The sequence below is a fragment of the Sinorhizobium terangae genome (assembly GCF_009601505.1).
GTDB classification, from domain to species: Bacteria; Pseudomonadota; Alphaproteobacteria; order Rhizobiales; family Rhizobiaceae; genus Sinorhizobium; species Sinorhizobium terangae.
In genome coordinates, this window is sequence record NZ_WITC01000097.1 from 24,748 (window position 1) to 49,896 (window position 25,149).

The 25,149-nt window shown below is 60.1% G+C and carries 20 protein-coding genes and 7 pseudogenes; 15 read left to right on the forward strand and 12 right to left on the reverse strand.

The window, feature by feature from the left end; genetic code table 11:
• Nucleotides 1-70: 70 nt before the first annotated feature.
• Nucleotides 71-775, forward strand: a pseudogene (locus GHK62_RS22765) (molybdate ABC transporter substrate-binding protein).
• A gap of 471 nt (nucleotides 776-1,246) precedes the next feature.
• Nucleotides 1,247-2,202, forward strand: a pseudogene (locus tag GHK62_RS22770) (IS481 family transposase).
• Between the two features lie 447 nt (nucleotides 2,203-2,649).
• On the opposite strand, the gene GHK62_RS22775 reads toward GHK62_RS22770, so the two are convergent.
• Together GHK62_RS22775 and GHK62_RS22780 are read right to left on the reverse strand one after the other, a co-directional pair.
• Entirely contained in the window at nucleotides 2,650-4,851 is a 2,202-nt protein-coding gene (locus GHK62_RS22775; RefSeq protein WP_153441341.1) for an amylo-alpha-1,6-glucosidase, read from the reverse strand.
• Nucleotides 4,852-4,870: 19 nt separating this feature from the next.
• On the reverse strand, nucleotides 4,871-5,971 hold the full coding sequence (locus GHK62_RS22780; protein WP_153441342.1) for a glycosyltransferase family 4 protein: 1,101 nt from the start codon (nucleotides 5,969-5,971) through the stop codon (nucleotides 4,871-4,873).
• A 478-nt stretch (nucleotides 5,972-6,449) separates the two neighbouring features.
• Between GHK62_RS22780 and GHK62_RS22785 the strand changes: the two genes are divergently transcribed.
• Together GHK62_RS22785 and GHK62_RS22790 are read left to right on the forward strand one after the other, a co-directional pair.
• Complete coding sequence (locus GHK62_RS22785; protein WP_153441343.1) at nucleotides 6,450-6,866, forward strand: DUF6766 family protein; 417 nt, start codon at nucleotides 6,450-6,452, stop codon at nucleotides 6,864-6,866.
• Nucleotides 6,867-7,145: 279 nt separating this feature from the next.
• Nucleotides 7,146-7,535 (forward strand): hypothetical protein, encoded by a 390-nt coding sequence (locus tag GHK62_RS22790; RefSeq protein ID WP_184108489.1) that lies wholly within the window; start codon nucleotides 7,146-7,148, stop codon nucleotides 7,533-7,535.
• Between the two features lie 317 nt (nucleotides 7,536-7,852).
• Here the strand turns inward: GHK62_RS22790 and GHK62_RS22795 are convergent, their stop codons facing one another.
• The 6 genes and pseudogenes from GHK62_RS22795 to GHK62_RS22820 form a co-directional block, all read right to left on the reverse strand.
• The gene (locus GHK62_RS22795; RefSeq protein WP_153441344.1) at nucleotides 7,853-8,434 is read right to left on the reverse strand and encodes a DUF4142 domain-containing protein; all 582 of its coding nucleotides are present in this window, start codon (nucleotides 8,432-8,434) and stop codon (nucleotides 7,853-7,855) included.
• A gap of 19 nt (nucleotides 8,435-8,453) precedes the next feature.
• Nucleotides 8,454-9,857, reverse strand: a complete 1,404-nt coding sequence (locus GHK62_RS22800) for a cytochrome B6 (RefSeq protein ID WP_153441345.1) — start codon at nucleotides 9,855-9,857, stop codon at nucleotides 8,454-8,456.
• Between the two features lie 102 nt (nucleotides 9,858-9,959).
• Nucleotides 9,960-10,436: a DUF2269 family protein gene (locus GHK62_RS22805; protein ID WP_153441346.1), complete on the reverse strand. Its 477-nt coding sequence runs from the start codon at nucleotides 10,434-10,436 to the stop codon at nucleotides 9,960-9,962.
• A complete protein-coding gene (locus GHK62_RS22810; RefSeq protein WP_153441347.1) occupies nucleotides 10,436-11,725 on the reverse strand; it encodes an SDR family oxidoreductase in 1,290 nt (429 codons plus the stop codon). The genes GHK62_RS22805 and GHK62_RS22810 overlap by 1 nt, the downstream gene beginning before the upstream one ends.
• Before the next feature lie 309 nt (nucleotides 11,726-12,034).
• A complete protein-coding gene (locus GHK62_RS22815; protein ID WP_153441348.1) occupies nucleotides 12,035-12,217 on the reverse strand; it encodes a hypothetical protein in 183 nt (60 codons plus the stop codon).
• 81 nt (nucleotides 12,218-12,298) lie between these two features.
• Nucleotides 12,299-12,562: pseudogene (locus GHK62_RS22820) on the reverse strand (hypothetical protein); the annotation flags it as partial.
• Between the two features lie 527 nt (nucleotides 12,563-13,089).
• On the opposite strand from GHK62_RS22820, the pseudogene GHK62_RS22825 reads away from it, so the two are divergent.
• A pseudogene (locus GHK62_RS22825) lies at nucleotides 13,090-13,458 on the forward strand (ATP-binding protein); the annotation flags it as partial.
• Here the strand turns inward: GHK62_RS22825 and GHK62_RS34435 are convergent.
• Complete coding sequence (locus GHK62_RS34435) at nucleotides 13,449-14,132, reverse strand: ferritin-like domain-containing protein (RefSeq protein ID WP_234887007.1); 684 nt, start codon at nucleotides 14,130-14,132, stop codon at nucleotides 13,449-13,451. The pseudogene GHK62_RS22825 and the gene GHK62_RS34435 overlap by 10 nt on opposite strands.
• Before the next feature lie 336 nt (nucleotides 14,133-14,468).
• On the opposite strand from GHK62_RS34435, the gene GHK62_RS22835 reads away from it, so the two are divergent.
• Nucleotides 14,469-14,825, forward strand: coding sequence for a low affinity iron permease family protein (locus GHK62_RS22835; RefSeq protein WP_184108490.1), 357 nt, complete (start codon nucleotides 14,469-14,471; stop codon nucleotides 14,823-14,825).
• Between the two features lie 121 nt (nucleotides 14,826-14,946).
• Entirely contained in the window at nucleotides 14,947-15,120 is a 174-nt protein-coding gene (locus GHK62_RS22840) for a DUF3606 domain-containing protein (RefSeq protein ID WP_153441349.1), read from the forward strand.
• Nucleotides 15,121-15,407: 287 nt separating this feature from the next.
• On the opposite strand, the gene GHK62_RS22845 is transcribed toward GHK62_RS22840, so the two are convergent.
• Nucleotides 15,408-15,902: a ferritin-like domain-containing protein gene (locus GHK62_RS22845; RefSeq protein WP_184108491.1), complete on the reverse strand. Its 495-nt coding sequence runs from the start codon at nucleotides 15,900-15,902 to the stop codon at nucleotides 15,408-15,410.
• A 254-nt stretch (nucleotides 15,903-16,156) separates the two neighbouring features.
• Nucleotides 16,157-17,184 (reverse strand): annotated as a pseudogene (locus GHK62_RS22850) (IS110 family RNA-guided transposase).
• A gap of 72 nt (nucleotides 17,185-17,256) precedes the next feature.
• Here GHK62_RS22850 and ligD point away from each other — a divergent pair.
• The 7 genes and pseudogenes from ligD to GHK62_RS22885 form a co-directional block, all read left to right on the forward strand.
• A pseudogene (gene ligD, locus GHK62_RS22855) lies at nucleotides 17,257-18,100 on the forward strand (non-homologous end-joining DNA ligase); the annotation flags it as partial.
• A gap of 120 nt (nucleotides 18,101-18,220) precedes the next feature.
• Complete coding sequence (locus GHK62_RS22860; protein WP_153441350.1) at nucleotides 18,221-19,132, forward strand: PhnA-like protein; 912 nt, start codon at nucleotides 18,221-18,223, stop codon at nucleotides 19,130-19,132.
• A gap of 505 nt (nucleotides 19,133-19,637) precedes the next feature.
• Complete coding sequence (locus GHK62_RS22865) at nucleotides 19,638-19,844, forward strand: hypothetical protein (RefSeq protein WP_234887011.1); 207 nt, start codon at nucleotides 19,638-19,640, stop codon at nucleotides 19,842-19,844.
• A gap of 566 nt (nucleotides 19,845-20,410) precedes the next feature.
• Complete coding sequence (locus tag GHK62_RS22870; RefSeq protein WP_153441351.1) at nucleotides 20,411-21,445, forward strand: ABC transporter substrate-binding protein; 1,035 nt, start codon at nucleotides 20,411-20,413, stop codon at nucleotides 21,443-21,445.
• A gap of 299 nt (nucleotides 21,446-21,744) precedes the next feature.
• Nucleotides 21,745-21,972: pseudogene (locus GHK62_RS34440) on the forward strand (hypothetical protein); the annotation flags it as partial.
• Nucleotides 21,973-22,165: 193 nt separating this feature from the next.
• Complete coding sequence (locus tag GHK62_RS22880) at nucleotides 22,166-22,474, forward strand: type II toxin-antitoxin system RelB/DinJ family antitoxin (RefSeq protein ID WP_153441352.1); 309 nt, start codon at nucleotides 22,166-22,168, stop codon at nucleotides 22,472-22,474.
• Entirely contained in the window at nucleotides 22,471-22,764 is a 294-nt protein-coding gene (locus tag GHK62_RS22885; RefSeq protein WP_153441353.1) for a type II toxin-antitoxin system RelE/ParE family toxin, read from the forward strand. Before GHK62_RS22880 ends, GHK62_RS22885 begins: the two co-directional genes overlap by 4 nt.
• Before the next feature lie 356 nt (nucleotides 22,765-23,120).
• Here GHK62_RS22885 and GHK62_RS22890 read toward each other — a convergent pair whose 3' ends face one another.
• Complete coding sequence (locus tag GHK62_RS22890; RefSeq protein WP_153441354.1) at nucleotides 23,121-23,576, reverse strand: YybH family protein; 456 nt, start codon at nucleotides 23,574-23,576, stop codon at nucleotides 23,121-23,123.
• Nucleotides 23,577-24,114: 538 nt separating this feature from the next.
• Here GHK62_RS22890 and GHK62_RS22895 point away from each other — a divergent pair.
• The coding region (locus GHK62_RS22895) for an IS110 family RNA-guided transposase (protein WP_153439716.1) at nucleotides 24,115-25,149 on the forward strand (1,035 nt) is incomplete at its 3' end.

Here is a 25,149-nt window from a genome sequence, read left to right on the forward strand (position 1 = left end):
CCGCATTCACAGCATGTCGCTGCACGAGATATGATAGGCGAAGTCATTTTGACCGATTTCAGGTTAGGCCTTGGATCAGGAAATCCGACTTTTTGGCGCTGTTGCTGTCCGGCCCGCCGTCCTTGCTCTCATATCTCCGTTCGAAACAGCGACAGGATATACTGTTGCGGCCAAGTTCGAACCCAATCCGACAGTAAAGAAGCAGATTGAGGCCGGTGAGCCTTTTGACGTCGTCATCATCAATCCACATATGGTTCAGCATCTGACCGCCTTGGGAAAGGTGAAGGTGGGGGAGTCAGGTTGCGTTTGGCCGGATAGCAATGGGCGTGGCAGCCAAGGCAGGCAGTCCACCGCTCGACATAGCGTCCGTGGAAGCGTTCGAACACGCATTGAAGAGCGCCAGATCAATCGCCTATGCCGCTGACGGAACCAGCGGCGGCTACTTCTCCGGGTTGCTGGAGCGCCTGGGGATAGCGGACGAGGTGAAGCCTAAGCTGGTGGGCAGAACGGGAGGGCAGACAGCGCTGGCTGTAGCCCGCGGGGAAGCCGAATTGGGGGTCGTTCCCGTGACTTCGATTCTCGCCGCCGCACCCGATGTCATGCTCGTCGGCCGATTTCCCGCGGAACTGCAAAGTTACATCGACTTCGCCATTGGCATCAGCGCCGATCCAAGGGACGCAGAAGCTGCCAAGCGACTGTCGGAGTTTCTGATGGCGGATGAGGTCGATGACACTTTGCGGCAAAGGGTGTCGAGCGCCGCCAATCGCATGCTTGATAAGCTCGGCTCACGGCCGCCAGCCGATGGGCGTCGTGGTGGCAACTCTTGCTGGTGCCCAAGCGTCCGCTCTGGGTCGAAGCGAGCCGTTCTTCACGAGCCCTGTGCGCCCTTGTTGGGATGACGTTCACGTTCTGGGCTGAGAAAATCGCATAATATATCGACTGGAACACTGGAATTTGCGCGATGAAGGGTCGCCGCCAGACAGGCTTTCAGCGTACCGGAAAGAACGCCGAAAGCCGTAGGGGCGAATGCCATAAAGCGCGCGAGCGCGCGCCGTCGCATTCGCCGTGTAGGTAAGCCAACCTGAGTGCATCGAAGCTCGCGCCTTTCTTCCTTCCAGAGTGTGCCGACATATTCGGCGAAACCCCTCTTTGCCTTCCCTAGGTGTGAGCTTCCAATAGGTTGTCCATTCGGTCCCGGCGGGGAAAGCTGAGGTTGTCGAAGCTTCAGTGATTCTCGGGAGACCGAATGGACATCCATAAGAATGCCCGCCTCACGCCGCGCAGTCGAGCGGTAATCGCGCACCGCGTGCTCATCGAACGACAGCGGCCGGCGGCGGTTGCCGCGGCTTTTGCGATCTGCGTGAAGACGGTTCACAAATGGGTGGGGCGCTATCGTCGGGAGGGCGAGGCCGGCCTCAAGGACCGCAGTTCCCGGCCGCATCGGCTGCATCGACCGACGCCACAGGAGACCAGCGCCCGGATCGAGGCGTTGCGCCGCCTGCGCATGTCTGGCCGACACATCGCCAAGGAGGCCGGTGTCTCGCCCGCCACGGTCAGCCGCGTCCTCAAGCGCCTTGGCTTGACCAAGCTCAACGCCTTGGCGCCGGCTGAGCCGGTGCGCCGCTACGAACGCGACACGCCCGGCGAGCTCATCCATATCGACATCAAGAAACTCGGCAAATTCAACCGCACCGGCCATCGCATCACCGGCGACCGCACGCGACAGAGCAACAGCCGCGGCATCGGCTGGGAATACCTGCATCTGGCCATCGACGACCACTCGCGCCTGGCCTATTCGGAAATATTACCGACGAGACGCGGCGCTCCTGCCTGCGCTTTCTCTTCAATGCCTTGCGCTTCTTCAAAGCCCATGGCGTCAAGGTCCATCGCGTCATGACCGACAACGGCACAAGCTTCCGTTCCCATCGATACGCCAAGGCGCTGCGGCGGCTCACCATCAAGCACATCCGCACCAAGCCCTATACGCCCAAGACAAATGGCAAGGCCGAACGCCTGGTCCAGACCGCTCTGCGCGAATGGGCCTATGCCAAGGCCTACGAAACCTCGCAGCAGCGGGCCGCCGACCTGCCGGTCTGGCTCCACCGCTACAATTGGCATCGTCCGCATGGCAGCCTACAATCCAAACCGCCTATCAGTAGACTCGGCCTGACCGAGGACAACCTGTTGAGGCTCCACAGCTAGGCGTCCAGAAATCTTCGAAGCTGGCGAAGTCCATGCGAATGGTGATCATGTCGATGACATCGTTGAGGCCAGCATCCCGCCAAGCGCGCGAGATCGCCAGGTCGCGTTATTGTCGCGAACCTCGACATAGCCGGAGCGCTGCACGCGCCTCCTCCATGTCCATCGAGCCGGATATACCGGGTGTTTTCGCCTCAGCGGCGCGGTGCGGCAGGTTTTAACGGACCGTCGGCGAAGACGTGAACACGCTCGGTATCGATGAGGAACGCTCCATGTCCGAAATCGAACGAAGCCCGCCTATAGGGCGCCGTACCTCGCGAGGATGAGCGGCCGCGACCCGCACGAGAGGGGCCACCGTGCGGCGCCGCCGCAGGAGCCGCTCTTCGACCTGCAGTCGGCGTATCCGGGGAGGCAGCAACCTTGTTGAACATGCGAGGAGGCGCTGTACGCCTAGTGTGTGGTCGCTACTCTCACTCGTCCCGACCGTTCAAGAACGTCGACGACGACCTGGGATCTGGAGCGGCGCAGCGCGATGTCGACGAGTCCTGAACCGGTCCGCAGGCGTCGCAGCACGACCTCGTCGAGAAAGCGCGGCAGCGTCGGCTCGTTCAACGTGACATGCCCCTTAGCGGGATCGAAGCCGAGGCCGATCATTGACTGAAGCAGATAAAGCGGCGCCGCTGCCGCCCAGGCCTGAGGTATGCAGGAAACCGGATAGAACGTCGGACCACGGGCACGCCGGCGTGGGAAGCCGCAGAAGAGTTCGGGCAGACGTCTGAGGTCGATGTAGGTCGATGCCGAAAACAGCCCCTCGAAGAGGCTGGCCGCTTCGGCACGGAAGCCATAACGCACGAAACCCGACGCAATCAGCGCGTTGTCGTGGGGCCAGACGGAGCCGTTGTGGTAGCTCATCGGATTGTAGCGCGCCTCCGAGGTGGCAATCGTGCGCACACCCCAGCCGCAGAAGGAAGATTGCGCCATCAGTGTCGAGACGACTTTGTCGGCGCGTTCCGGCAGCGCGATACCGGTGAAAAGTGCATGTCCGGCGTTGGAGGAGCGGACGCGGCAGGGCTTCTTCTCGCCGTCGAGGGCCAGCACATAGGTTGCAAGTTGCTCGTCAAAGAAAGCATCGTCGAAGCGGGTGCGGATATCTTCCGCTCGTCGTTCAAACCGCAACCCATCGTCGACATGGCCGAGCTTCCGCGACAGGCGAGCGGCCGCCTGCCAGGCGCCGAAGACATAAGCTTGTACCTCGGCAAGCGCGATCGGCCCCTCGGCCAATCTCCCGTCGGAATGAAAGATCGAATCGTGGCTGTCTTTCCAGCCTTGATTGACCAAGCCCTTCGCGCTCCGGCTTCCGTACTCGACGAAGCCGTCCGAGTCGCGATCGCCGTAACGTTCAATCCAGTCGAGTGCCGCCACCACGTGTGGCCAGAGCTTCCGGGCCGTCTGCAGATCGTCGGTGCGATCGAGGTAGGCGCCGGCGAGCATGATGAAGAGCGGTGTCGAATCGATGCTGCCGTAATAGCGCCGGAAGGGCACCTCGCCCAGCTCCGCCATTTCGCCATAGCGCATCTCATGTAGGATCTTCCCCGGCTCCGCATCGGCGGTAGGATCGAACTGGGTTGCCTGATTGGCCGCGAGATGGTTGAGCACGCCTTTGGCGATTTCGGGATCCAGCCACAGCGTCTCCAGCGCGGTGATGAGAGCATCGCGGCCGAAGGCCGTGCTGAACCAAGGGATGCCAGCGTAAGGGTAAGGACCTTCGGGTGTCTCCGTGATCAACATGTAGAGATCGGCGACGCTGCGCCTGATGGCTTCGTTGAAGGCCGCATTGGAGGTGACGATAGCGGTGGCGCGCGAGGACGAATAGCGTAGCGCCCGCCTTGCATCGCGAAGCGCGAGAAAAAAGGTGAGGGCCGGAGGGTTCCGGTGCTCCTGGCGGGCATTGCAGATGATCTCGATGAAGATTGATTGCGCCTGGTGAGGCGCCAGTTCGACGACGAAGCTCGCCTCGCCTCCGGAGAGGGCATTCGGCTGCGGGTCGAAACGGAGGAGCGTGCTGCGGGTCCGACCGTCGAGGCCGTCATAGGCCAACAAGACCCGATCGTTGCCGACCAGCGGACTATGATGCATGCCGCGGCGCTGGCGCGGCGTGCCGCGCACTTCGAAGAGGTCGGCGAAATCGGCGGCGAACACTATCTCGACCTTGAGCGTCCTCGGCACGTCATCGTAATTGCGAAGCATGAGGCGCTCGTAGCATGCCTCCTGCCACAGAAAGCGGGTGCGCCGCGCATGAATGAGGTCGTGCATCAACACCTCGCCGTCACCAAGCACCAGACGCGGATTGGTGAGATCACAGTCGAGCGTGGCGTTATCGTCCCGCAAGGTAGAACTCAGCAACAGTGGCCGAGCGCCGTTCAACGACAGTAAGAATTGCGAGAGATGGCGTGTGTCGCGGTGGAAGATTCCCTCTGGGTTGGCCGGAGAGGAGAACGCATCACCGAGATAGTCGAACACGGCGAAGGTGTCGCCGTGCTTTAAAGATCTCGAGCTCCGCTCGTACCGCGAGACTGCTGCAGGCACGAGATTGTCGGCAATTATTTCGCCTGGACCGGCTTCCGCCGGTCCCCCATAGATATCGGCTGCCATAGGTTCGGTCTCCGTTACATCAGACGACCTCGGTCAAATCACTGCCAAACCCGCTGTCGCTGATAGCGGGAATCGACATGACCTTTTGACGTCCGCCCGCCAGGCCGCGATAGATTTCGAGATAGTCGCTTGCCATGCGCTGCGCAGTGAAGCGCTCCTCGAAGGTCGCCCGAACAGCGCGGCGATCGATGCGGTCGAGGCTTTGGACCGCCTTCACCGCTTCCTCCATGCTGTCGATGACGAAGCCTGAAACGCCGTCATCGATGATTTCCGGCACGGAGCCGCAGCGGAAGGCGATCACCGGCGTGCCGCAGGCCATAGCTTCGATCATCACCAGGCCGAAGGGTTCCGGCCAGTCGATCGGGAAGAGAAGAGCGCGCGCATTTCCGAGAAATTCAGCCTTCTGCTGCTCGTTAATCTCTCCGATGAATTCGGCATTCGCAGACCGTTGCACCAGCGGTTCGACTTCACTGCGCCAATAGTGCTCGTCTACCTTGTCGATCTTGGCGGCGATCCTGAGCGGCAGATTGACCCGATCAGCGATTTCGATCGCGCGGTCGGGCCGCTTTTCGGGTGAGACGCGGCCAAGAAAGGCGAGATAATTGCCCTTCGGATGACTGTTGAACGGCAGGACGTCCGGTGGCAGTCCGTGGTGCACCGTGCCGACCCAGTTGACCGGCGGCATAGGTTTTCGCTGGTCGTCCGAGATCGAAACCAGCGGGACATCGGGGAAGACGTCGTAGAACGGCTTGAGGTCGGGGAGATCGAGCCGCCCATGCAGCGTTGTCAGCGTCTTGTGGGCGAAGCTGCGAACGACCGGGAAGTGCAGTAGGTCAATGTGAAAGTGCAGGATATTGAAACTCTTCGCTAGCCGGCGCACCTGTTCAATCATCATCACGTGATAGGGGATCGGATCCTGGATGGCAGGGTTCAACCTCAACGCCGTTCTCGAGCAAGATATGAGCTTCGCCGATGTCATCGAGTCGCCGCTCGCGAACAGTGTGACCTCGTGCCCTTGTCGAACGAGCTCTTCCGTCAAATGGTGGACGACCCGCTCGGCTCCGCCGTAGAGCTTCGGCGGGACGCTTTCGAACAGCGGCGCAATCTGGGCGATCTTCATGAACAAACCTAAGTTCAAGCGATGAACAACACCGGGCCAAGATTGCCGATGCGGAGAAGCGGGCATTCTGTTGGCTCCGGAACCTCCCCCCAATCGCTGCGCCGCCGCAATGTTCCGCCGCGAAAGGGCTCTTGGCAGGATTGTGTTTCCGACGTGAAGTGGGACAGCTACAACCTTACAGTTCACATTGAGCCCGGCCGGAACACTATCATCACGCGCGGCGGCATGACTGGAGTGACCGTTCACCTCGACCGCTGACGATGCGCGGCGGCTTTGCTGTGGAAACGCCATCCTCGACGGCGAGGACGATCCGGCGGAGCAGGCCGCGTCCGCTCACGCGTTTCCGGCCACGAGCGCCACCGAAGGAACAAAGCCGTTCCGGCAACGTTCGATCTATTACGGTTTCACCGGTTCACAGTCATATTCTTGCGGCTCCAGGCCGAAGACGACGTTTGAGAGCGGAAAGGGAACCTTATCGATGAGCGAGCCAAAATCGCACTCGATCTGGCGGTCGTACAGTTACGCGTGGATTACGCTAGCCTTCTTTATTCTGACCATCGTCGGCCACTGGATATTCGGCTGGTTTGCTTATGTCGACGAGCAGACCGCCCTTGGTCAGCCGGCAGATACCAGCGGTTACCTCATAGAGATGTCGCGCGATACGCTCGAAAATTGGCAGTCGGAATTCCTGCAGTTGCTCTGGCAGGTCGGTGGTTTGGCTTTCTTGCTGTTCGTCGGCTCTCCGCAATCCAAGGAGGGCTCCGATCGGGTGGAGGCGAAAGTAGACGAGCTTCTCAGGCTAGTCGACGAAGAGAAGGGAGAGGCTCTGATTCACGAACTGGACGAACAGTACGGCGGCCGGCATACCGACAAACCGCATCAGCACCGGGGGTAGGCCGCCGGGAGCTCCGACAGAACAAGACGAGCCTGTCCCACGCAGGTGCGATCCCCTCCAATCAGCACCATTTCGGGGTTCACCGCCGTGCACGGCTGCCCGCTGGACCGCTGAGCCAACCCCAGTGATGATTGATTGCACTCCCACCGAGCACGTTCCAAAACAATCAGATCTCGTCGCGGATGTTCACTGTGCGCCCTGACGCAAGGTCCGGACGCGGCGGACCGGGGGAACTTCACGGCCGCTCAAAGATTGGGTGAGCCTTACGGAGATGAAAGAATGCGCGATAAACTGCGGACCTCCCGTGCCGGTCCGGGCGGCAAACACGGCGTCAGCCGGGCGACGCTGCTGCTGCGGCAGCGTCCAAGCTGGCAGGAAACGGCACTGGCGGCGGTCGTAACCGGCACGCTGACCAGTATAGTGACAACCGTCGCGCTGGCATTGCTTGCAAGATCGGAAGGGAAGAGCATCTTCCAGCCGACGAATGCGACCAGTCACTGGATGTATGGCGACGCTGCCGGGAGTGTCAGGTCCGCAGACGCGAGGCACACGCTGTTCGGCTACTGCACGCATCACGTGTCCGCCATTTTCTGGGCTGTACCTTTTCAAGTATGGCTGGCGGCCGGCCATTCGAGGGCTCCATCGATTGTGACCCGAAAGCCGCGCTAATCGCCGCAACCGCGGCCTTGATTGACTATGGCTTCGTGCCAAAGCGGTTGACCCCTGGATGGGAGACGGCCATTTCGAAGCGGTCGATCGGGCGACGTTTATTGCGATGGCGCTCGGTCTGGCACTAGGCGGAACGATTTCGCCGGAAGTGCAACGTCGAGGCGAGCGGACGAGAATCTCTGGTCAAGGGGAGGGGCCTTGGCATGCGGCGTGGCTCGCTTCGGCTTTAAAGGCGTCACCCGCACTCGTGCGGCCGACTTTCCGACGCCACAGTGACCTATGAGCGGGCTGACGTACCGACCAGCGTGGAGTAACAACTACTGGGTCACGACACCGGCAAGCTCGTCATGTATGTTCCGGGCCATTTCAAGATGCAGCAAGACGCGAGGCAGGATCTCTGCGGCGTATCTCTGCAGCTCAGCGTCCTCGCCGGAGGATATCTCCCACTGCAGGAGGTGCGACGCCTTTTGGTGGTCGACGATCTGGGCCTTGATATAGGCGAGGTCGAACGCCTTGCCATTGAGCGACTGCAGTCTTTTCCTGATCGCGGCGTGCTCGGCGTCCAGCTTCTCGGGCAGGGGCATCTTCGACGCTTCCGCGAGCTGCTTGAGCCGGTCGTTCGCGGTGCCATGATCGGTGACCATGCGGTTTGCGAACTCCTTGACAGCTTCGGTCTCGGTCTTGCCGGCCGCCAGTTTCCCGAGCTCGACCTCTGCCATTCCGCCTGCTGCCGCCAGCCGGGCGAACAAGCGATCCTGGTTGTTCGTCTGGTGGAGCGCCGGAACGCCGGGCTTAGCCATCCGCGTATCGGCATCCAGCCCCGCCGGGTTGCCGATCTGGGCGGCGGCGGGCACGGCGAGAAGGGCGGTAGCAAGGTAACAACCTGCAAAGCGGGACATCATCTCCTCCTCGGCTCGGCTAGAGCGTCAGCAAATAGGCCACCAGTGCGTCTTTTTCCTGCTGGCTCAGCTTCACGCCAAGCACGAGGTTGAAGAACTCCACCGTGTCCGCCAACGTCATAAGGCGACCGTCGTGCAGATATGGCGGCGTGTCTTTGATACCGCGAAGCGTGAAGGTCTTGATCGGTCCGTCCGGTATGGCGACGAAATCGTTGATGGTCCGGCCAACGTCGTAGAAGCGCTCCAGTTTGAGGTCATGCATGTTGTTGTCCATGAATGACGTCTGCGGGATGTGGCAATCCGCGCATCTACCCTTCCCGAGAAAGACCTTTTCACCTTCGAGTTCCCGATCGGTGGCACGTGCCCGATCGAGGCGTCCGAACATGTCCAGCTTGGGAGCCGGCGGAAAATTAATAATGTTTTGCATCTGCGCCATCATCGCAACTTGGTTGGTCCTATCAGGTAAGTTGGCCCCCTTGCGCGTTGCGCTGACGTGATCGCCATTGAAATACGCGGTGCGCTGCTCGAACTCAGTGAAATCCTCCACCGACCGCAGCGACCGTTTTGAACCGTGAATTTGCTGGTTGAACATGCCGCGCAGACTTGTCGTGTCCAGGCGGAAGCGGGAAGCCTGCGGCCGGATGTCCGGCGTCAAGTGGAACGCACCGTTGGTGCTGAAATTGGCATGGCAATCAAGGCAGGCGACTCCAAGACTTTGCCCTGCCACCTTCCGATCTTCGGTCTGGTTGAATTCCTCTTGCGGGAAAGGTGTGAGCAGCAATCTCAGCCCCTCCATCTGCACAGGGGTGATGATCCCGTTCAAGAGCTCGTAGTGGTTCTTGATCGTCAGCAACTGACCCCGCGAAACGTCACCGAGCTCGGGATGCGTGGTCAGGAAGATAGGCGGCGGGAACTCCGGTGTCATATGATCGGGAAGATCGAAATCAACGTCGAAGCGGCGGAGGTCGCGCGCCTCCTGTCTGTTGATCTCTTCGATCTGCCGGTTCGGAAAGACCTGACCGCCGGTTGCCTGCTTCACATGCGGTAGAGGCATGAAGCCCTCCGGCAGCAATCTCTTCTCGCGGATTTCCTGGGGCGTCATCGACGCAAGAGAATCCCAGCTCACCCCGTCGGGCAACTTCACTCTGACGCCAGACTGGACGGGCCGGGTGCCTCCCGACATCATTGCGCCTTCCTCGGGACGGTTCGAGAGATCGTAACGCCGGTTCAGCGTGTCGAGCTGCCTCTGCATCACGGCTGACTTCTGCGCCTCATCGATCTCCTTCACCTGCGAAAACGGCAGTGTGGCGAGCGGCCGGTAGGTGAGATCGGGCGGCAAGGGGTCCGAATTGGCCTCCAAGCTATAGACTACGGCTCCGAGTGCCGCAGCACCGACCACCGTCAGCGTCGAGATCTTGGGCATGACACTGTCCTCCTGCGTCGGAACCGGTGCTTGACGATGAATGAAGTCCCCCAAACTTTCCGGCGTAAGGAATGTTCCAAAGGATGTGAGGCCAAGAGTTCGCTATCCCAAGGTGATCGCCGGTCGCGTTATCATGAGCCAGAAAATCGCGAGAACCGCCCCAAACGCCGGAAAGCCGAAGGCGAACCACAAGCGGAAAAGCTGGTGATAGCGTTTTGGCAAGGGTTCGTTGCCTTTGTGCGCCGTTTCCGCGAGCCGGCGCATTTGCATCTGCATCCAGACAACCGGCAACCAGAACGCGCCCGTCACGACATACAAAAGCAGCGAAAGCAGAATCCATCCCTCCGTCAAGGCGTAGCCGACATGCCAGGCAAGGGCGACGCCCGTGATCGGTTGCACGATGACGGCGGTTGCTGTGAAGAGGAAGTCGGCCACAACGACGATGCGGGCAACGGCAGCAATGACCTCTGCGCGGCCGGTGCGATGGGCGAGCAGCATGAAGAACGCGATACCGGCACCCGTGCCCAGCAGGACTGAGGCACCGATGAGGTGCAGATACTTGAGCAAGAAATAAAGCATCACCGCTCCTTGAGGATCGCCAGGGCGGCGAAGTGCAGCGCCAGGATCGGGAAGATTTTCGTGAGGGGTCCAAGCGGTTCATTCCACAACTCGGGGAGCAGGACCGTTCCAGCGAGCGCGTAAAAGACCGACAAGCCGACCGCTCCATAGAGTCCGATCCGGCTGGTTCTACGAATGGCGATCGCGAGCCCTACAATGATGTCCGCGAGCGCCCCGGCAACGACGCTCGGCTCTGATAGCATACCGGCTCCGGTCCGTCGCATCAGATCGACGCCGATGCCGTATCCGGAGGTAAGGGAGACAATGCCTGTACTGGCCCAGAACAGCGACAGGATAACGAAGATGATGGGTTTCAAGAGGTAGAGCTTCGCGAACCAACGTTCCTGGACATGCACCGGCGTTCTCGCGAGTGCTTCGGACAATGCCAGTGGCTGAATTTGCGTTGTCTCGAGCCAGAGCCGATTATTGCCAACGGCCCCGCGCGCAATCTCTTTTTGCGCCGTACTTCTCGTCGGCGGACGCCAGCCCAGAGCTCCGGCGAAGTCGCTAAACCCATAGATGAGCTCGGCCAGAAGGTGAGGCACCCTGATTACTCGAGCAGGCGGCCAACCAAACCAACGCCGGTAGGTGCCTACAACGTCCTCAAAGGACAGGACCTCCGGACCGGCGAGTTCCAGCACGAGGCGCTTGGGAGCATCCGGACTGAGGAATATTTCGACCGTTTGCACCACATCTTCCAGGCGCACGACCTGAAGCAGCCCGGTGTTCGGCATGAGTGGCAAGACTGGCAAAGCCGCCAACCCCCTGAAGAGGGCACTGGCTCCATAGGCGCCGGGACCGAGCACCACCGAGGGGCGCAGGATGACCCAGTCCAGATCTCGTGCCATCAATTCCTTGTCGCCTTCGAGCTTCGTCTGCGAAAAGGACGAGGGCTGTTCCTTTTCGACTCCCATCGCAGAGAAGTGGATTACGCGGTGCACACCTGCCTGTTCACAGGCTCTAAATAGAGCCGCCGGGCCGCGTTCGTGAACGCCGGACGTATTCTCGCCGGGACCGTCTTGTAGTGTGCCTGCGCAGTACACCACCGCTGCAATCCCTGACAAATGAGGTAGCCAGGCTGCCGGCTCGCCGGCCTGTGCAACATCGAGTTCGACGACATTCCCACCTGCTCCAGCCGCCAGCGCAGAGCCAGGCCGAATTACGCGCACGATTTTCATGCCGCGTTCGGAGAGCATTGCGCATACCGCTGAGCCGATCAGGCCGGAAGCGCCTACCACAAGCACTCTCATGGTTCGTCCTTCGATATATCTGCTACGACAACGGCTTCGCGCGAGCGAGGTTCTGATCGTCTCCTGCAGTCAGGACGGGTTGTTCTTGTCGCCGGCAGCGTTCGGCGGCTCTTTGTCGATCGTCCTTACACCATCATGAACTGACCACCAATGCCGTAAAGCATGGTGTCGGTCGGGAGACCGCAACATAGCGGAGTTTATGTATGCCCCACGGCCGAGGACGTTGAGCGCAATCACGCAGGAGATTGGGCGACGAACACACCTTCGAGTTATGCTATCGCGATCTGAGGCATTGTGCGCTCGCGCGGACTACATCGGCCCACCGGTAACCGGATTAACTTTCGGCTTTTCGCTCGTGTCCTTAGCGCCGGGAGGCTGGACCGTCGGTGGTGCAATCGACTCCTCGTCCGGATGCTTCTTGCGATCCGCAGGTTGACGGACGTCTTTCGGCTTCGCCTGCTCAGGCTTTGCATTGGTGTCTTTCGTTGCCATTGAGCATCTCCTTCGGAAGAAAGAACGGCGTCGGGAGCTTGGCGGTTCCGGCAGGAAGGGGCTCCACCCGCTAGCCCCTCTTTCCAACACAACCTTCAACGTTCTTATGGGTCGGCCGCATACAAGAGTGCGTCTCTGACTTTAGGCTATCGGCGCGCCGCGGCAACCTGCAGATCGACAACGACATTCTTCGTCCGGTTGCTGCCCGAGATCCCGTTCTCCTCGCGCATGTCGCGTATCGGCGATCGACCGATTGAGCAGCCCTTTGATCTCGAACGTGGTCAGCCTGTCCGCTTCGTTGGCGGCACTGATTAGCTCGGCAATGAAGGCGGTCGTAAGGCTCATGCGCTTATCCTACCGGGATAAATCAACAGTCGAACGGCAATTCAGGAACGTCTTCGCCATCATGGATGAAGGCCGCCGGCACGGAGGCGGCCTCGCGTTACTTCCGGAGCGATGCTGATTCCGCCTCGCTCCGCGCAGGTCAGCACGGGCGTTGATGGCGTCGCCGCCTCCGTGCGCGAGGCAGTCTACGGGTGACCGGCATCGACAACGCTCTCCAGCATCGACCGCACCTGCTTGGCCATCTCTAAAAGCGTTAGATTGCCGAGCGCCATAGCGGCGACACGACCGATGGCGGCGACCTAATCTTGCTGCGTGTTTCAGTAAGTCCCGGACACCGATTTCAGTAACTCGCGGATGGCGATTCCGCTAAATCCCGGACAGTTTCCGGGGCGGATTTTACGGCCGGTTCTCGGCTGCGCCGTTTTGGCAATGTGGCGTCTCACGAAGACATTGAGAGGCGCCATGCCAAGACGGAAGCAAGCGAGACGAACGAGCGTGAGAGACATCCGGACGATCCTGCGCCTGACCCACGGCTCTTCGAGGACCTAGCGCTCGCCCGCCTTAATGGCCGCTACCCCCGCCTCACCGACAAGCTCACGCGCGTGCAATTGCTCATTCTCGACGACTTTGGAACCCACAACCTCACCGACCAATAGCGCTTCCATCTGTCCGAAATCATCGAGGAACGCTATCGGCGCAAATCCACCCTGATCACCGCCCAGGTTCCGGTGGCCAGATGGCATGACCTGATCGCAGACCCCACCGTCGCCGACGCCATTCTCGATAGGATCGTTCACAACGCCCACCGCATCACCCTCCGGGGCGACAGCATGCGAAAGCAAAAAGCGCCCCCGCTCTTGACCGGCGGCGAAAACGACGAAATCAATCACTCATGAAGACAACCAGGCACCCGAGGACCACCGCCACCAAACTGTCCGCGACTTAGTGAAACGAATGTCCGCGACTTAGCGGAATCCCTGTCCGGCTTTTGCGAACGCAGCTCGAAACTGCGAAACAGTTCACAGAGGCTGACGCAGCCGCAAAGCAGCCTACATGAGGATGCTTCACGCGGCATTTCGCCCCTGTGCTTTTTCTTTATCGCTAATCTACCTAGGGGGCTGACCGGCGCGCTGAATCTTTTTCGAACGGCCATATCCCGACTGGGGACATCCTTGGCGGTGGAGGCGTCAAGCTGCTGGAGGCATAGCTCAAGCATAGCGACGTGGTCGCACTTTGGCTGCACATGAGCAGCGATCCGGGCCCTGAGCTCAGGATAATCTTCAAGCCGCCCGGATTGTTCTGTTAGCAAGATGATCGGCCATTCACACCTGAGGACGGCATCGTAGCATGCCTTCGCTTCGAGCGCCGCCGCCCTTGCGGAATCGGCCTGGCCGTTCGGTGGCATCCAGGTGTTGGCGTTTTTTGCCCAATTCCAGGTCATGTACCAATTCCACCATCCCATGTGGTACCAGCGGATGTGCGATATGTCGGCTGCCGTCGCACCCGGAAAAGTGTTTCGGGACGTCTGGCCATGCCGCCATTGGTATTTGGGTTTGGGTTCTTCAGACATGCCTATTCCCTCCTCGGTTGAGGTTGCCGATATCCCGCATGTCGTGGAGGAGCGACCGCACTGCGCCGTCGGTGTTTCTGATATGTTCCCGTTCTCGATAATGTCAATGCGGTTCTTGGCGGACGTCTGCATCCAGATGAGAGTGCGCCCGTCGGAGGGACTGAGGGCCGCTGCCGGCCATTCGACGGCTTCAGGAAGCTGTGACCAGTTCTATGGCATCATCAACGGACATAGCGGCCACCGCGCTTGGCGCGCAGTCGCGACGCGAACACCCAGCCGAACCAGATCTGGCATTGGCGCGTTATTGAGAGCAACGCTTTTGCGGGAGAACTGATAGTGAATCATTTTCTTTTTGGAATGGCTGATTTTCTTTCTCGCCCTCCCGGCTTCTATTTCGTGATTCTGGCAATGGTTGTCAGCACAGCATTGGTGCCTTTCGGGCTCACGGGCGTCGTCACTTATGCTCTGTCAGTGGCGGCAATAGTGATCACCAGCGTTGTTTTGATCCAAGGCTATCGCGACACGGCGGCAATTCACGCCAAGCTGGACGAGATCATTGTGTCACTGCGTGAGACCCGGAACGGGGTAGTCGGGCTCGAGCACGAACAGCCAGAGCATATCGAGGCGGCAGTCGAGCAGCTCGAAGCGGAAGCGAACGGGCAAACAAGAGCCAGTCGGGAGACCATTTCATAACGGAGTGATCGTTGCTCCGGGCGTTTACCGCCGCGATCGCCATCGCGAGCCCACGAGCCTTCGAGATCTTGCCGCGGACGAACCGGGTCCTATCCTTCATCAATAAAGTCGGAGGAAGGAAATGGCAGACGATCCGAAGAAGAAAGGCCGCGACCGATCGCGTGTTTCCACCCAGGAGCATGAGGTGGCGTACATCGTTAAGACGGCCAAAGTGACACGGCAGAAGGCGCTCGAGGCGATCCGTGAAGCCGGGCCGAGCCGTGAGAAGGTGATGGGCTACCTTGCGAAGAAGTAGCGCAGCCATCAGGTGGTGATCCACCGGGAGGCGAATATCGCCACCAGTGACATCTCCTTTGGTATGAAGTCCCACGGCCGATGTCCCGAGCAAAGCGATGGCAGTAACCGGGCTCGGCAGGCCAAGACCCGCCGAGCCTTTTGCTTTAGTGAACCGCTTTGGTGCCAGATCTGCCAGATCTGCGATGGTCTTTCTGACCTGCTTGGGCCGGTCAGCTTTTATATGGCAGGATGTGCGGACCGATCGTTCCGATGAAAATCTCGGATGGTCGAGGCGGCCCGTCAAAGCTATCTCGTGGCTTCGCTACGCGTCAGAAACTGCCGCGTGACACCTCCTATATGCGTTGCCAGCCAGTCAGCCATCGCTGTTTCCTCCTGGAGGATCTCTTCGCAAACCGACTTTGTCTGCATATCTCCGATCTCCTCCGCCGCCGCTATCAATATGCGGTAGCTGGCAATCTCCATATGTTCGAACGTGTAGCTTGCCAGCGAGCCCTTCACTACTTCGTCACTGGCAAACATGCCGCTCAGCCCCTGCGCCATCGCTGTGGCCTTACCCGCTACGTCCTTGATCGAGGATGAGTCGTCACCAAGGCGATCAAGGCATATCTCCAGTTTACGGGCATGCTCTCTCGTTTCCTCAAGGTGGGTTTCGACCTTGGCTTTGAGTTCCGGATAGTCATCAAGGCGGCCGGCCTCAGCGGTGAGCATGGTGACGGCCTGTTCTTCCATTGCGTGCGCGTCGCGCAGCCAGGCTATGAAATTGTCGCGGGCTTCAGTCACGTGCGTTCCTCCTGTCGTGGGAGCCCTAAAACACTGAGGCTATCTTTTTGTTCCGACGGCGGCTGCCTCCAACGGCGAGATCGAGACGCCGCGGGCCTTTATGGAGTTCGTGGATCGGATCCCAATCGGCTACGCGCGCTTCTGAGCACTCATCCCACTGCTGGTTTATCCGATCCCGTTCTCTGACCGATTGCCCATAATCCTCCGTTAGACCTCACCACATTCCCGACGTCTCGCGACTTCTGGCTGCTGCGTCAGGCAGGGCCAGTGGCCGCAGCTTCGTAGACGCCCCCGCGGGCCATGAGAGCCCAGGCGATACGCGCCAGTTTGTTGGCCAGAGCGACTGCAATCAGCTTTGGCGGTTTCGTCAGAAGCATTCTTGCCAGCCAGGTACCAGCCGGCGCGCCGCGTCGCCTCGCCCAGCGGACGACGGTCGTGGCTCCAATGATGAGCAGCCGCCGCAGATCCCGCTGCCCATTTTCGATGTCTTTCCCAGACGCTCCTTGCCTCCGGACGAGTTCTGTTTAGGCGTGAGCCCGATCCACGCCGCAAAATCACGGCCCTTGGAAAAGGCCGCCGCCGATGGTGCCAAGGCTTCCATTGCTGTGGCGCAAATTGCACCAATCCCTGGGATGGTGGTCAAGCGCGAGGCAACCTCGTCCTGTCGCGCTCTGGCTCGCAAGTCTTGCTCACCGCGTTGATCTTATCCGTGAGAGATTCGATGTGCTGCAAAAGTCCGAAGCTCAGGCTTCTGGCGGTCTCTGGCAGGTCCGGATGCGTTTCGATCAATTGCCGCAGGCGGGGAACGTTTCGCATCCCTTGCGCGACGACCAAGCCGTATTCCATCAGATGCCCCCGCAACGCGTTGATCGTTTGCGTTCGCTGTCGGACCAAAAGGTAGCGAACCTTGAACGTCATCGAGGAGGCCTGCTTTTTTTTCAGCGCTCTTGATCGGGACAAAGCGCATGGTCGGACGGGAGGCAGCTTCCGCGATGGCTTCGGCATCGGCGGCATCGTTCTTCTGGCGCTTGACGAAAGGCTTCAGATAGGACGGGTTGATCAGTCGAACCTCATGTCCCAATTTGCCGATCTCTCGTCCCCAGTAATGCGCGCTGGCGCATGCTTCCATCGCGACGATACAGCTTGGAAGCTTGGCAAAAAACTCGAGCATTCTGCCGCGCCCCTACTTCTTGCGGAGAACCACCCTCCCATCGGGGCTCGCGCCATGGATCTGGAATACTTGCTTTGCCAAGTCTAAGCCGATGATGCCGATCTCGTTCATAACCATTCTCCTCGCAGGAACACCCTCCAGATACTGTCACATTCGAGGCCGTCGAGGGGCGTCCACCCCATCGGATACCGCCTCGCGGTTCACGTGGAGCCGGGGAGGGTGCGCGTCATCACACGCGGCGGCTATGACTGGACCGAGCGCGTTCCCTCTATCGCCGACGATGCGCGGCGGCTTGCTGTGAAAACGGCCATCTTCGACGGCGAGGCCGTCGTGCTCGACGACAAGGGCCGTTCAGATTTCGGAGTGCGGCAGCGTGCTCTTGGGCGCCTACCGTCGTCGCATGAAGCGGGCGCGATCGTTCTTTACGCATTCGACCTCCTTTATTTCGACGGCCGCGACCTGCGACGGTTACCGCTTCGCGAGCGCCGCCGGCAATTGGAGCCGCTCCTCGCCGGCGGTGAGGGGCAATCCGGCTTTCCAAGGAGGTCCAGGCGGACGGTTCTTTCGGGTTGCCTGCGCGCACGGCCTGGAAGGCATCATCGCCAAAGACAGGGAGAAACCCTACCGCTCCGGTCGTGGCGGCTGGCTGAAGATCACTTGCCGGCAGCGCGACAGCTTCGTGATCGTCGGCTATGAGCCGTCGACCGTGCCGGGCGCGATCGGCCGGCTGCTGCTGGCGGCACGAAAGGGCGAGGGCCTCGTCCGTGTTGGAGGCTGCGGGACGGGCTGGAGCTATCAGGAATCGATCAAGCTGCGCGAGCTGCTCGACGAGATCAGGACCGACAAGCCGGCGGTGTCGCTGCGGCGCAAGGGTGCTGTATTCGTGCGCCCGATGCTCGTCGCCGAGGTGGAGTATCGCACCTGGACAGGTGACGGGAAATTGCGGCATCCGTCATTCAAAAGGATACGGAAGCGAGCGGATGATGCGACGGTGTTTGATGTCCCTGTCACGCCCTCCAGGTGGTGAACGTGCGCCCCCGCGGGACCAGCTTTTCACGGGCGGGTTCCGCTCTACGGCGTTGCCAGGGAACAGTTTCACGGGACCTTGGTTTGGATGGGCGGCGTGAACACAAGGGAGGATTTTACGATGAGCGAACCCGTCGCCGTTCGTCAAACCCGCGAGACCGATTACGCCGCCGGTCTTTCGGCCAATGCCGCCATCAACGAAATCTCTTGGGGAGCTGTATTTGCGGGCGTGGCGCTTGCCCTTGCGGTGCAATTTCTGCTGAATCTATTGGGCGTCGGGATTGGAGCCGCGGTGATTGAGCCGACAACGTCCGCTAATCCGAACCCGAGCACAATTTCGATAGCCGGGGGTCTCTGGTTCGTTATCTCTGGTATTGTCGCGGCCTTCGTCGGCGGATATGTCGCCAGCAGGGTCTCCGGCCGTCCCAGTACGACAACGGGGAGTTACCATGGGCTTACCAGTTGGGCGGTCACGACATTGATCATTCTCTATCTGCTGACGACCTCGGTCGGCGCCTTGGTCGGCGGGGCCTTCAGCGGTCTTAGCAGCGTCATCGGTGGTGTCGGCAAAACTGCCGCCACGGTCACTACTGCCGCGGCGCCGGCAATCGCTACGTCCGCTGACCCGATGGCAGACATAGAGCGGCAGGTCAGAAGTGTCACCGGAGGCAATGATCCGGCAGCTCTTCGCGATGCTGCCGTCGCAGCCGTACGGGCGGCCGTCACCGGCGACGAAGCGACAGCGGAAGAAGCCAGAAATCGCGCCGCTGACGCCATCGCGAAGGCGCAGAACATTCCGGTGGACCAAGCGCGCGCGCAGGTCCAACAGTACGAAGAAAGCTACAGAGCCTCGGTCGAGAGAGCCAAGCAGCAGGCGACCGAAGCCGCCGACGCGGCTGCTACCGCTGTTTCAAGTGGGGCGATTCTCGGCTTCCTCTCGCTCGTTATAGGCGCCGTCGCTGCCTGGTTCGGTGGCGCGGCTGGAACGACGCGCTCTGTGGTGACGACTGACACTACTCGGCGTATGGGTTAGGCATTCCAGCACCGTCACGACGATCGCCATGGCACGATGCCGTGATTAACGACCATGACCAATGGATGACGGAAGCTGCGGCACGTCATTCAAGGGATTCGAGAGCGCGCCGAGGACGCGACGATCTTCGAGGCAATATGAAGCGGTCTCCTGACAAGGTATCGCCGAAAAAAGACGCCCGCCGTGAGGCGGGCGAAGTATGCATGACGAAGCCATGTACGTACTGTCTCCGTGGGGGATTCTGCACAGTAACTACACAGCATCTATAAAACGTGTCTAGGAGAGCGAAGTTCCCACGATGTTGGGCAGCATCGCACTAGTTCGCAAGTCACTGTTCGGCTGCTTACCTCTCTTTCGGCATGGGGTAGTCGTAGTGATCGAGGTATGACTTCAACCTTCAACCTCGCCTTCGCGCCAGAGGTGGAAGTTATCCAGGAGGCGGCCAAAGCGCAGCCTCTATGAGAGCCGATCGCTTGATGAGTTTCGCGACAGCTTTGCAACGCGCCTGGGCGCCCTCTCCAGGACTCAGGACCTGCTGATGCGCGCACCTGCGCACGATGTCCTCATGGCTGAAGTTCTGCGCTTGGAGTTGGAAGCGCAGGGCGGCTATGAGGGAAAAAATGTCAGCTTGACGGTCCAAACGTCACCCTGTCGCGTGAAACCACGCAAGCATTCGCCATGGGGATCCATGAACTGGCCACCAATGCCGTAAAGCACGGCGCCTGGAGATCATGAACGCCCGGGTTTGAGTTTGCCGCTGTTTCCGCTCTTGCTGCCCTTTCCGCTATTTCCGCTTTGCTGCCCGTCCGCCGTCACGTCTGGCGACGCCTGTGGCGCTTCGCCATAGCTTGCGACGTCAGACTCGTTGACAGCAGCAACGTTACGGCTGGGGCGTGATCGCCGCAAAGCGGTCGCAAGCTTTTAGAAGCTCGCGTCTGCGGAACGGTCCCCAATCGGAATCCGCCTTCTCGTCGATGGAGTTCTTCGGTCCGAAGCGGCGGTGCCAAGAACAACCACTCTCGCGATAAAGTGATCGATCTTTTTTGCTTTTATATTGCGGTTTTCGATCCCTCCACAACCGGTCGCAAACCTCGGCTCAATCGCCGACAAACTAAGGTGAAATTAGACGGTCGGTGCTCAGTCAGCATTTTTTGATATGCGTGCGTCAGCTAATTTATTGCTGGCAGCCAGCGCAGAACGCGACTTGCTCACCAGGTTGTGCTGTGTAGCCTCGCCAGCGTTGGGGGATTTTCCCTGTGTGAGGAGGAGACAAAATCAATGAAAGTCATGCTTTGTATGGCGGCCGCTATGACCGCCCTGACATTTGCCATGCCGACGCTCGCTCAAGACGGCGAGCCGATCGACTTGTCGCTGACCGACGTTTCACTCAATAAAATTGCTTTCCTCGTAGCCGGGGATAACGGGCTTTATGAGAAGTATGGGCTCAATATCCACCAGTTCATCACCAAGGGGGCCGCGGACCGCATCAGCCGAAGCGGCGTTACCGTGCCGGCGGAATTCATCGGCACCAAGGAACAAGGCGACAAGGCACCGATTTCGATCGGCGGCGGCAGCCCGCTTATCTATTCGATGACCGCCCACCCCGAACGGGGCGTGGACCGCGTGATTGTCGCGACGACTGACAGCGAGGCGCGCTTTCACATCATCGCCAATAGCGCACTGAATTCGGCTGGTGACCTGAAAGGAAAACGTCTGGGTTTCTCGAGCCTTGGTGCGGTAAGCCATCTGATGACCCTTGAATTCCTGCGTAAGCAGGGCTGGACGCCCGACCAGGACATCACCTTGGTCGAAGAAGGCATGGACTACTCGCGGCTGAAGAGTGGTGAAGTCGATGCCTTCATCGGCAGCGAGATCTACTACACCATGGCCGAACAGAACGGCGCCAAGGACCTGGTCAACCTGCAGGACTACAATTTCCCGATCGCAGGTTCCGGCGTGAACGTCGATCGCGCCTGGCTCGCCGAGCACCGCGAGGAGACGATGAACTTCCTCAAGGCGATGATCGAAGCCTATGCGTTGATGAAGAAAGACCGCGGCGTGGTCGAGGCGGCCTTAGGCAAATGGTATGGCGTATCTGACCCCGAGCAGGTTGACGACATGTATGCCCAAGTGGGCACCACGCCACAGAAACCATATCCCGGCATCGATGGCATCCGCCTGGTCAAGGAACTCTACCACAACCCTGTTTTAGACAGTCATGATGCCGCCCATTTCTACGACGAGAGTTTCGTCGCTGAATTGGACAAGAGCGGTTTCATCGACAAGGTCTATGCCGCTCCCAAGGCGAACTAACCGCCACGTCAACTACCCGGCAGCCAAGCTGCCGGGCCTGCGTTACTTCATTTTGCCAGCGTCACGATATCGTTTGCGTTGCGGTCCGCACCGAGCGCCATATGCGCTGAGGGTGAGCAGTTCGTAATCCGTGATGCCGCTGTCCGGCGGCAAGTAGGCCGCGGTGTCTCGCTGGCAGTCCCATTGGTTCTCACATTAACTGGTTTGCCTCACTTTGTGTCTTTGTGTGGCGAAGCGGTAGCATTCGGGCTCTCTGTAACTTCGGACCGGCGCGAGGTTGTTCGTCGACCAAATGGCGTGAGGATCACCTGACGAGGTTGGTCGCCGGGATTGCGATCGCTGATCGCGATTTGTCGCTACGCGAGATTGCCGCCCAGTTGTACCAGGTGCATGAGCGTCCGCCACGCGGCGGCTGGAAATGGCCAAGGCGAGCCGCGTCGGGTTATTTCGCTCGTGGGCGCCTAGCCATGAGGTGCCCGAGCTTGGAAAGACGTGCCATTGTGGCGAGCGGACGGATGACAGCCTAGTAGGCGGCGGCATTGTGAATCAATAGGCACCCATCTTCAATCGCTGAACGCGGGTTCGAGAACAGCCGTACCTCCGCCAGCCAGGAACGGCGCTGTCGCTGGGCCGAGTCCGTGTGAATTTGGCATGAGACGGTCGCTGCGGCTCTAGAATTTGTCATGCATGTGCATTACATTGGCGTGAAGGAGATTGCACATGGCTTCAAATGCACTTGTTCAGACCCGGATCGATGCCGAGGTCAAAGAGCGCGCCACGGCGGTTTTAGAGAACATGGGTCTGACGGTCTCGGACGCTGTTCGAATCCTGTTAACTCGGACGGCGAATGAGGGCGCCCTACCGCTGGAACTCTTCAGTCACAGCGAGGCGCACGACGCTTGGTTCCGCGCCAAAGTGTTGCGGGCACTCGAGGATACCCGACCCGACGTCGACGATGCCGACGCCGATGCGCACTTTCGAGAGCGCCGGGCGGCAGCTTTGCGCAAGGTTGCGGCGGGTGATCGATGAGGCTCGTCTGGGCGCGATATGCGCTTGACGATCGCGACACCATCTTCAGTTACATCGAAAGGGAGAATCCGAGGGCGGCGGTCCACGTCGACGAGGAGATCGTCAGCGCGGTACGTCGTCTGCTTGATTTTCCGGAAAGCGGCCGCCCTGGCCGGGTTGCCGGAACTCGAGAGCTTGTTATCCCTCGGACCCCCTACATTGCCGCCTACATGGTAATGGCGGATAGAATTCGAATTCTGCGTGTCCTGCATGGCGCCCAGAAGTGGCCCAGCGAGCTCGACGACGAGTAGAAGCAGCCTCACTTGTCGCGTCGTGGCCCCTACGGTTTCCCTGAGCACGCCGATTATCGCGAGGTCGATGGTTCGATCCCGTTCAAGGCGAGGGATTTGCAGTCGGGTTGCCGCTGTCCCGTGGGCAATCCCCGGAAGTTCACATTGCTGGCGACGAGCTGAACGCGCAGAAAGCGCCAACTTGCGCCAGAGTGATGGTGAGCCCGAGCGACTGCGTGGGTCGGACCCTGCCCTTGTGAAACGCTGAGACTGTCGCTTTTCTAACCTGCTGGACGCAGCGCCTCTCTAAATCGCTTTGACGTAGCGCGCAGGGAGCGTTTGCATGCCGCAGCCGAGCGGCAACGCGAGCACGAACCCTACTTAGCAGGGTTCGTATTCCAGATATCCCGATGCAGTCGCCACTCGCCGTCGTCGCCCTTCTTCCATACGACAATGTATTTGCCGATTTCCTCGCTGGTCTTGCCGTCCTTGCCGGGAATCTTGATAGAGTAGGTGCCCTCCTCATACGCGAGATTGCCACTCTCCTCGACCTGCGCCGCTTTCAGTGTCAGATCGGTCAATCCGGCATCAATCCAGCTCTGCCACATCTTCTGAACGCTTTCGCGGCCGGCGACCCGGTTCTCGTTGGGAGGAAACGCTACTGCGTCTTCGGTATAGTGTTGAGCCAGGCCTTTCGCATCCTTAGCGGCAAACTTGGCGACGAAGTCAGCATTGTTCGCCTCTATGCTCGATTGGGCTGTCTGGGCACCGGCAGGTTCACCAGCGCCGATAACGAGTGCGATGAAACAAAAAGACGCTAGAAAGTAGCGCATCGAAATCCTCCCCTGGGCGATTCCGGCACTTGTTCTTGGCCGATGGGCACAACTTTATACCGGCAGCCTCGTGAGAGCAAACAACGCTGCGCGGTTAAGTCCTAAAGTTGCTGGAGATTCACGGGGTTGACCCTTTGCTGGGGGATCAGAGCCCATGCCAGTTGGCGCCGGACGACGAATGGAACAACGCCAGGCTCGGCGCCATGTAGCTGGTCACCTTCAGGGTATTGGCCTCAAGCTTGGTGTCGGGACCTTCTGGGCGCTCTCACTGACCCGCTCGAAAATTGACCGTGCGTACCCGGTAGCCGATCGCACCGGCGATCAGCAGCCTGATCGCGGCTCAACGACCACTCTGCTGGCTAAGATCTCACGAGCTCTGTGCGCGCCTTGTTGCGAGGATGTTCACGTTCCGGGCCAACAAGATGGTGTAACGGGCCGACCCGGCCCGGCAGGTTTGAAGGGCCGGTGGTCGTCCCTCACAATGATGGTGTCGCGGAGTCAGGAGTGGCCTGCTCCATAGCAGCACGGAGAGACGACCATGAAAGAGTATGCCGGCATAGACGTATCCCTGGAATACTCAAGTGTGTGCGTGGTGGATGCGGATGGCCGCATTGTGCGGGAAGCAAAGATCCTCAGCGAGCCCGCTGCGCTGATCGCCTGGTTCGGCGCGCACGGCGTTGCGATGGAGCGAATTGGTCTGGAGGCCGGGCCCTTGTCGCAGTGGCTCCATGCCGGGATGGTGAAAGCCGGTCTCTCGGTCGAGCTGATCGAGACGCGCCACGTGCGTGCAGCCTTCAAGACAATGCCGGTAAAGACCGACAAGAAGGACGCTCGGGGCATTGCGCAGTTGATGCGGCTTGGCTGGTTCAGGCCGGTCCACTGCAAATCTCTTGCGGCCCAGGAGGTGCGTGCGCTGCTGACCGCCCGCAAGCTCATTCAAGGCAAGCTTCACGACATCGAGATGAGCATCCGGGGCATCCTGCGCGGCTTCGGCCTCAAGGTCGGGCCGACGACGCGGCGCACTTACGCGGGGCGCATCCGCGAGCTGATTGCAGGCCATTCGACCTTGGAAGCGATCGCCGCTTCGCTGCTGAAGGTGCGCGACGCGCTTGTGCATGAGTTTGCAGGGCTTGAGCGCCAGCTGCGCGCCATCGCCCGCCAGGATAACAACGCACAGCGGTTGATGACGACGCCAGGCGTTGGTGTCCTGGTGGCGCTGACGTTTGTGGCGGCCGTCGATGCGCCGGAGCGCTTCCGCTCATCACGCGCGGTGGGGCCGCACTTCGGATTGACGCCGAAGAAATATCAATCGGGCGAGACCGATCATAGCGGTCGCATCTCGAAGATCGGCGATGGGAGCGTGCGCACCGCGCTCTACGAGGCGGCCAACGTCATCCTGACGCGACCGGTCAAAGGTTCCGATCTGAAGCGCTGGGCGTTGGCGGTCGCCAAACGGGCCGGTCCCAGAAAGGCGCGCGTGGCGCTGGCCCGCAAGCTCGCGGTGGTGTTGCATTGCCTGCTCAGGGACAGAACCAACTTCATTGCTCATAAGGGAGCGCCAGCCGTGGCGGCT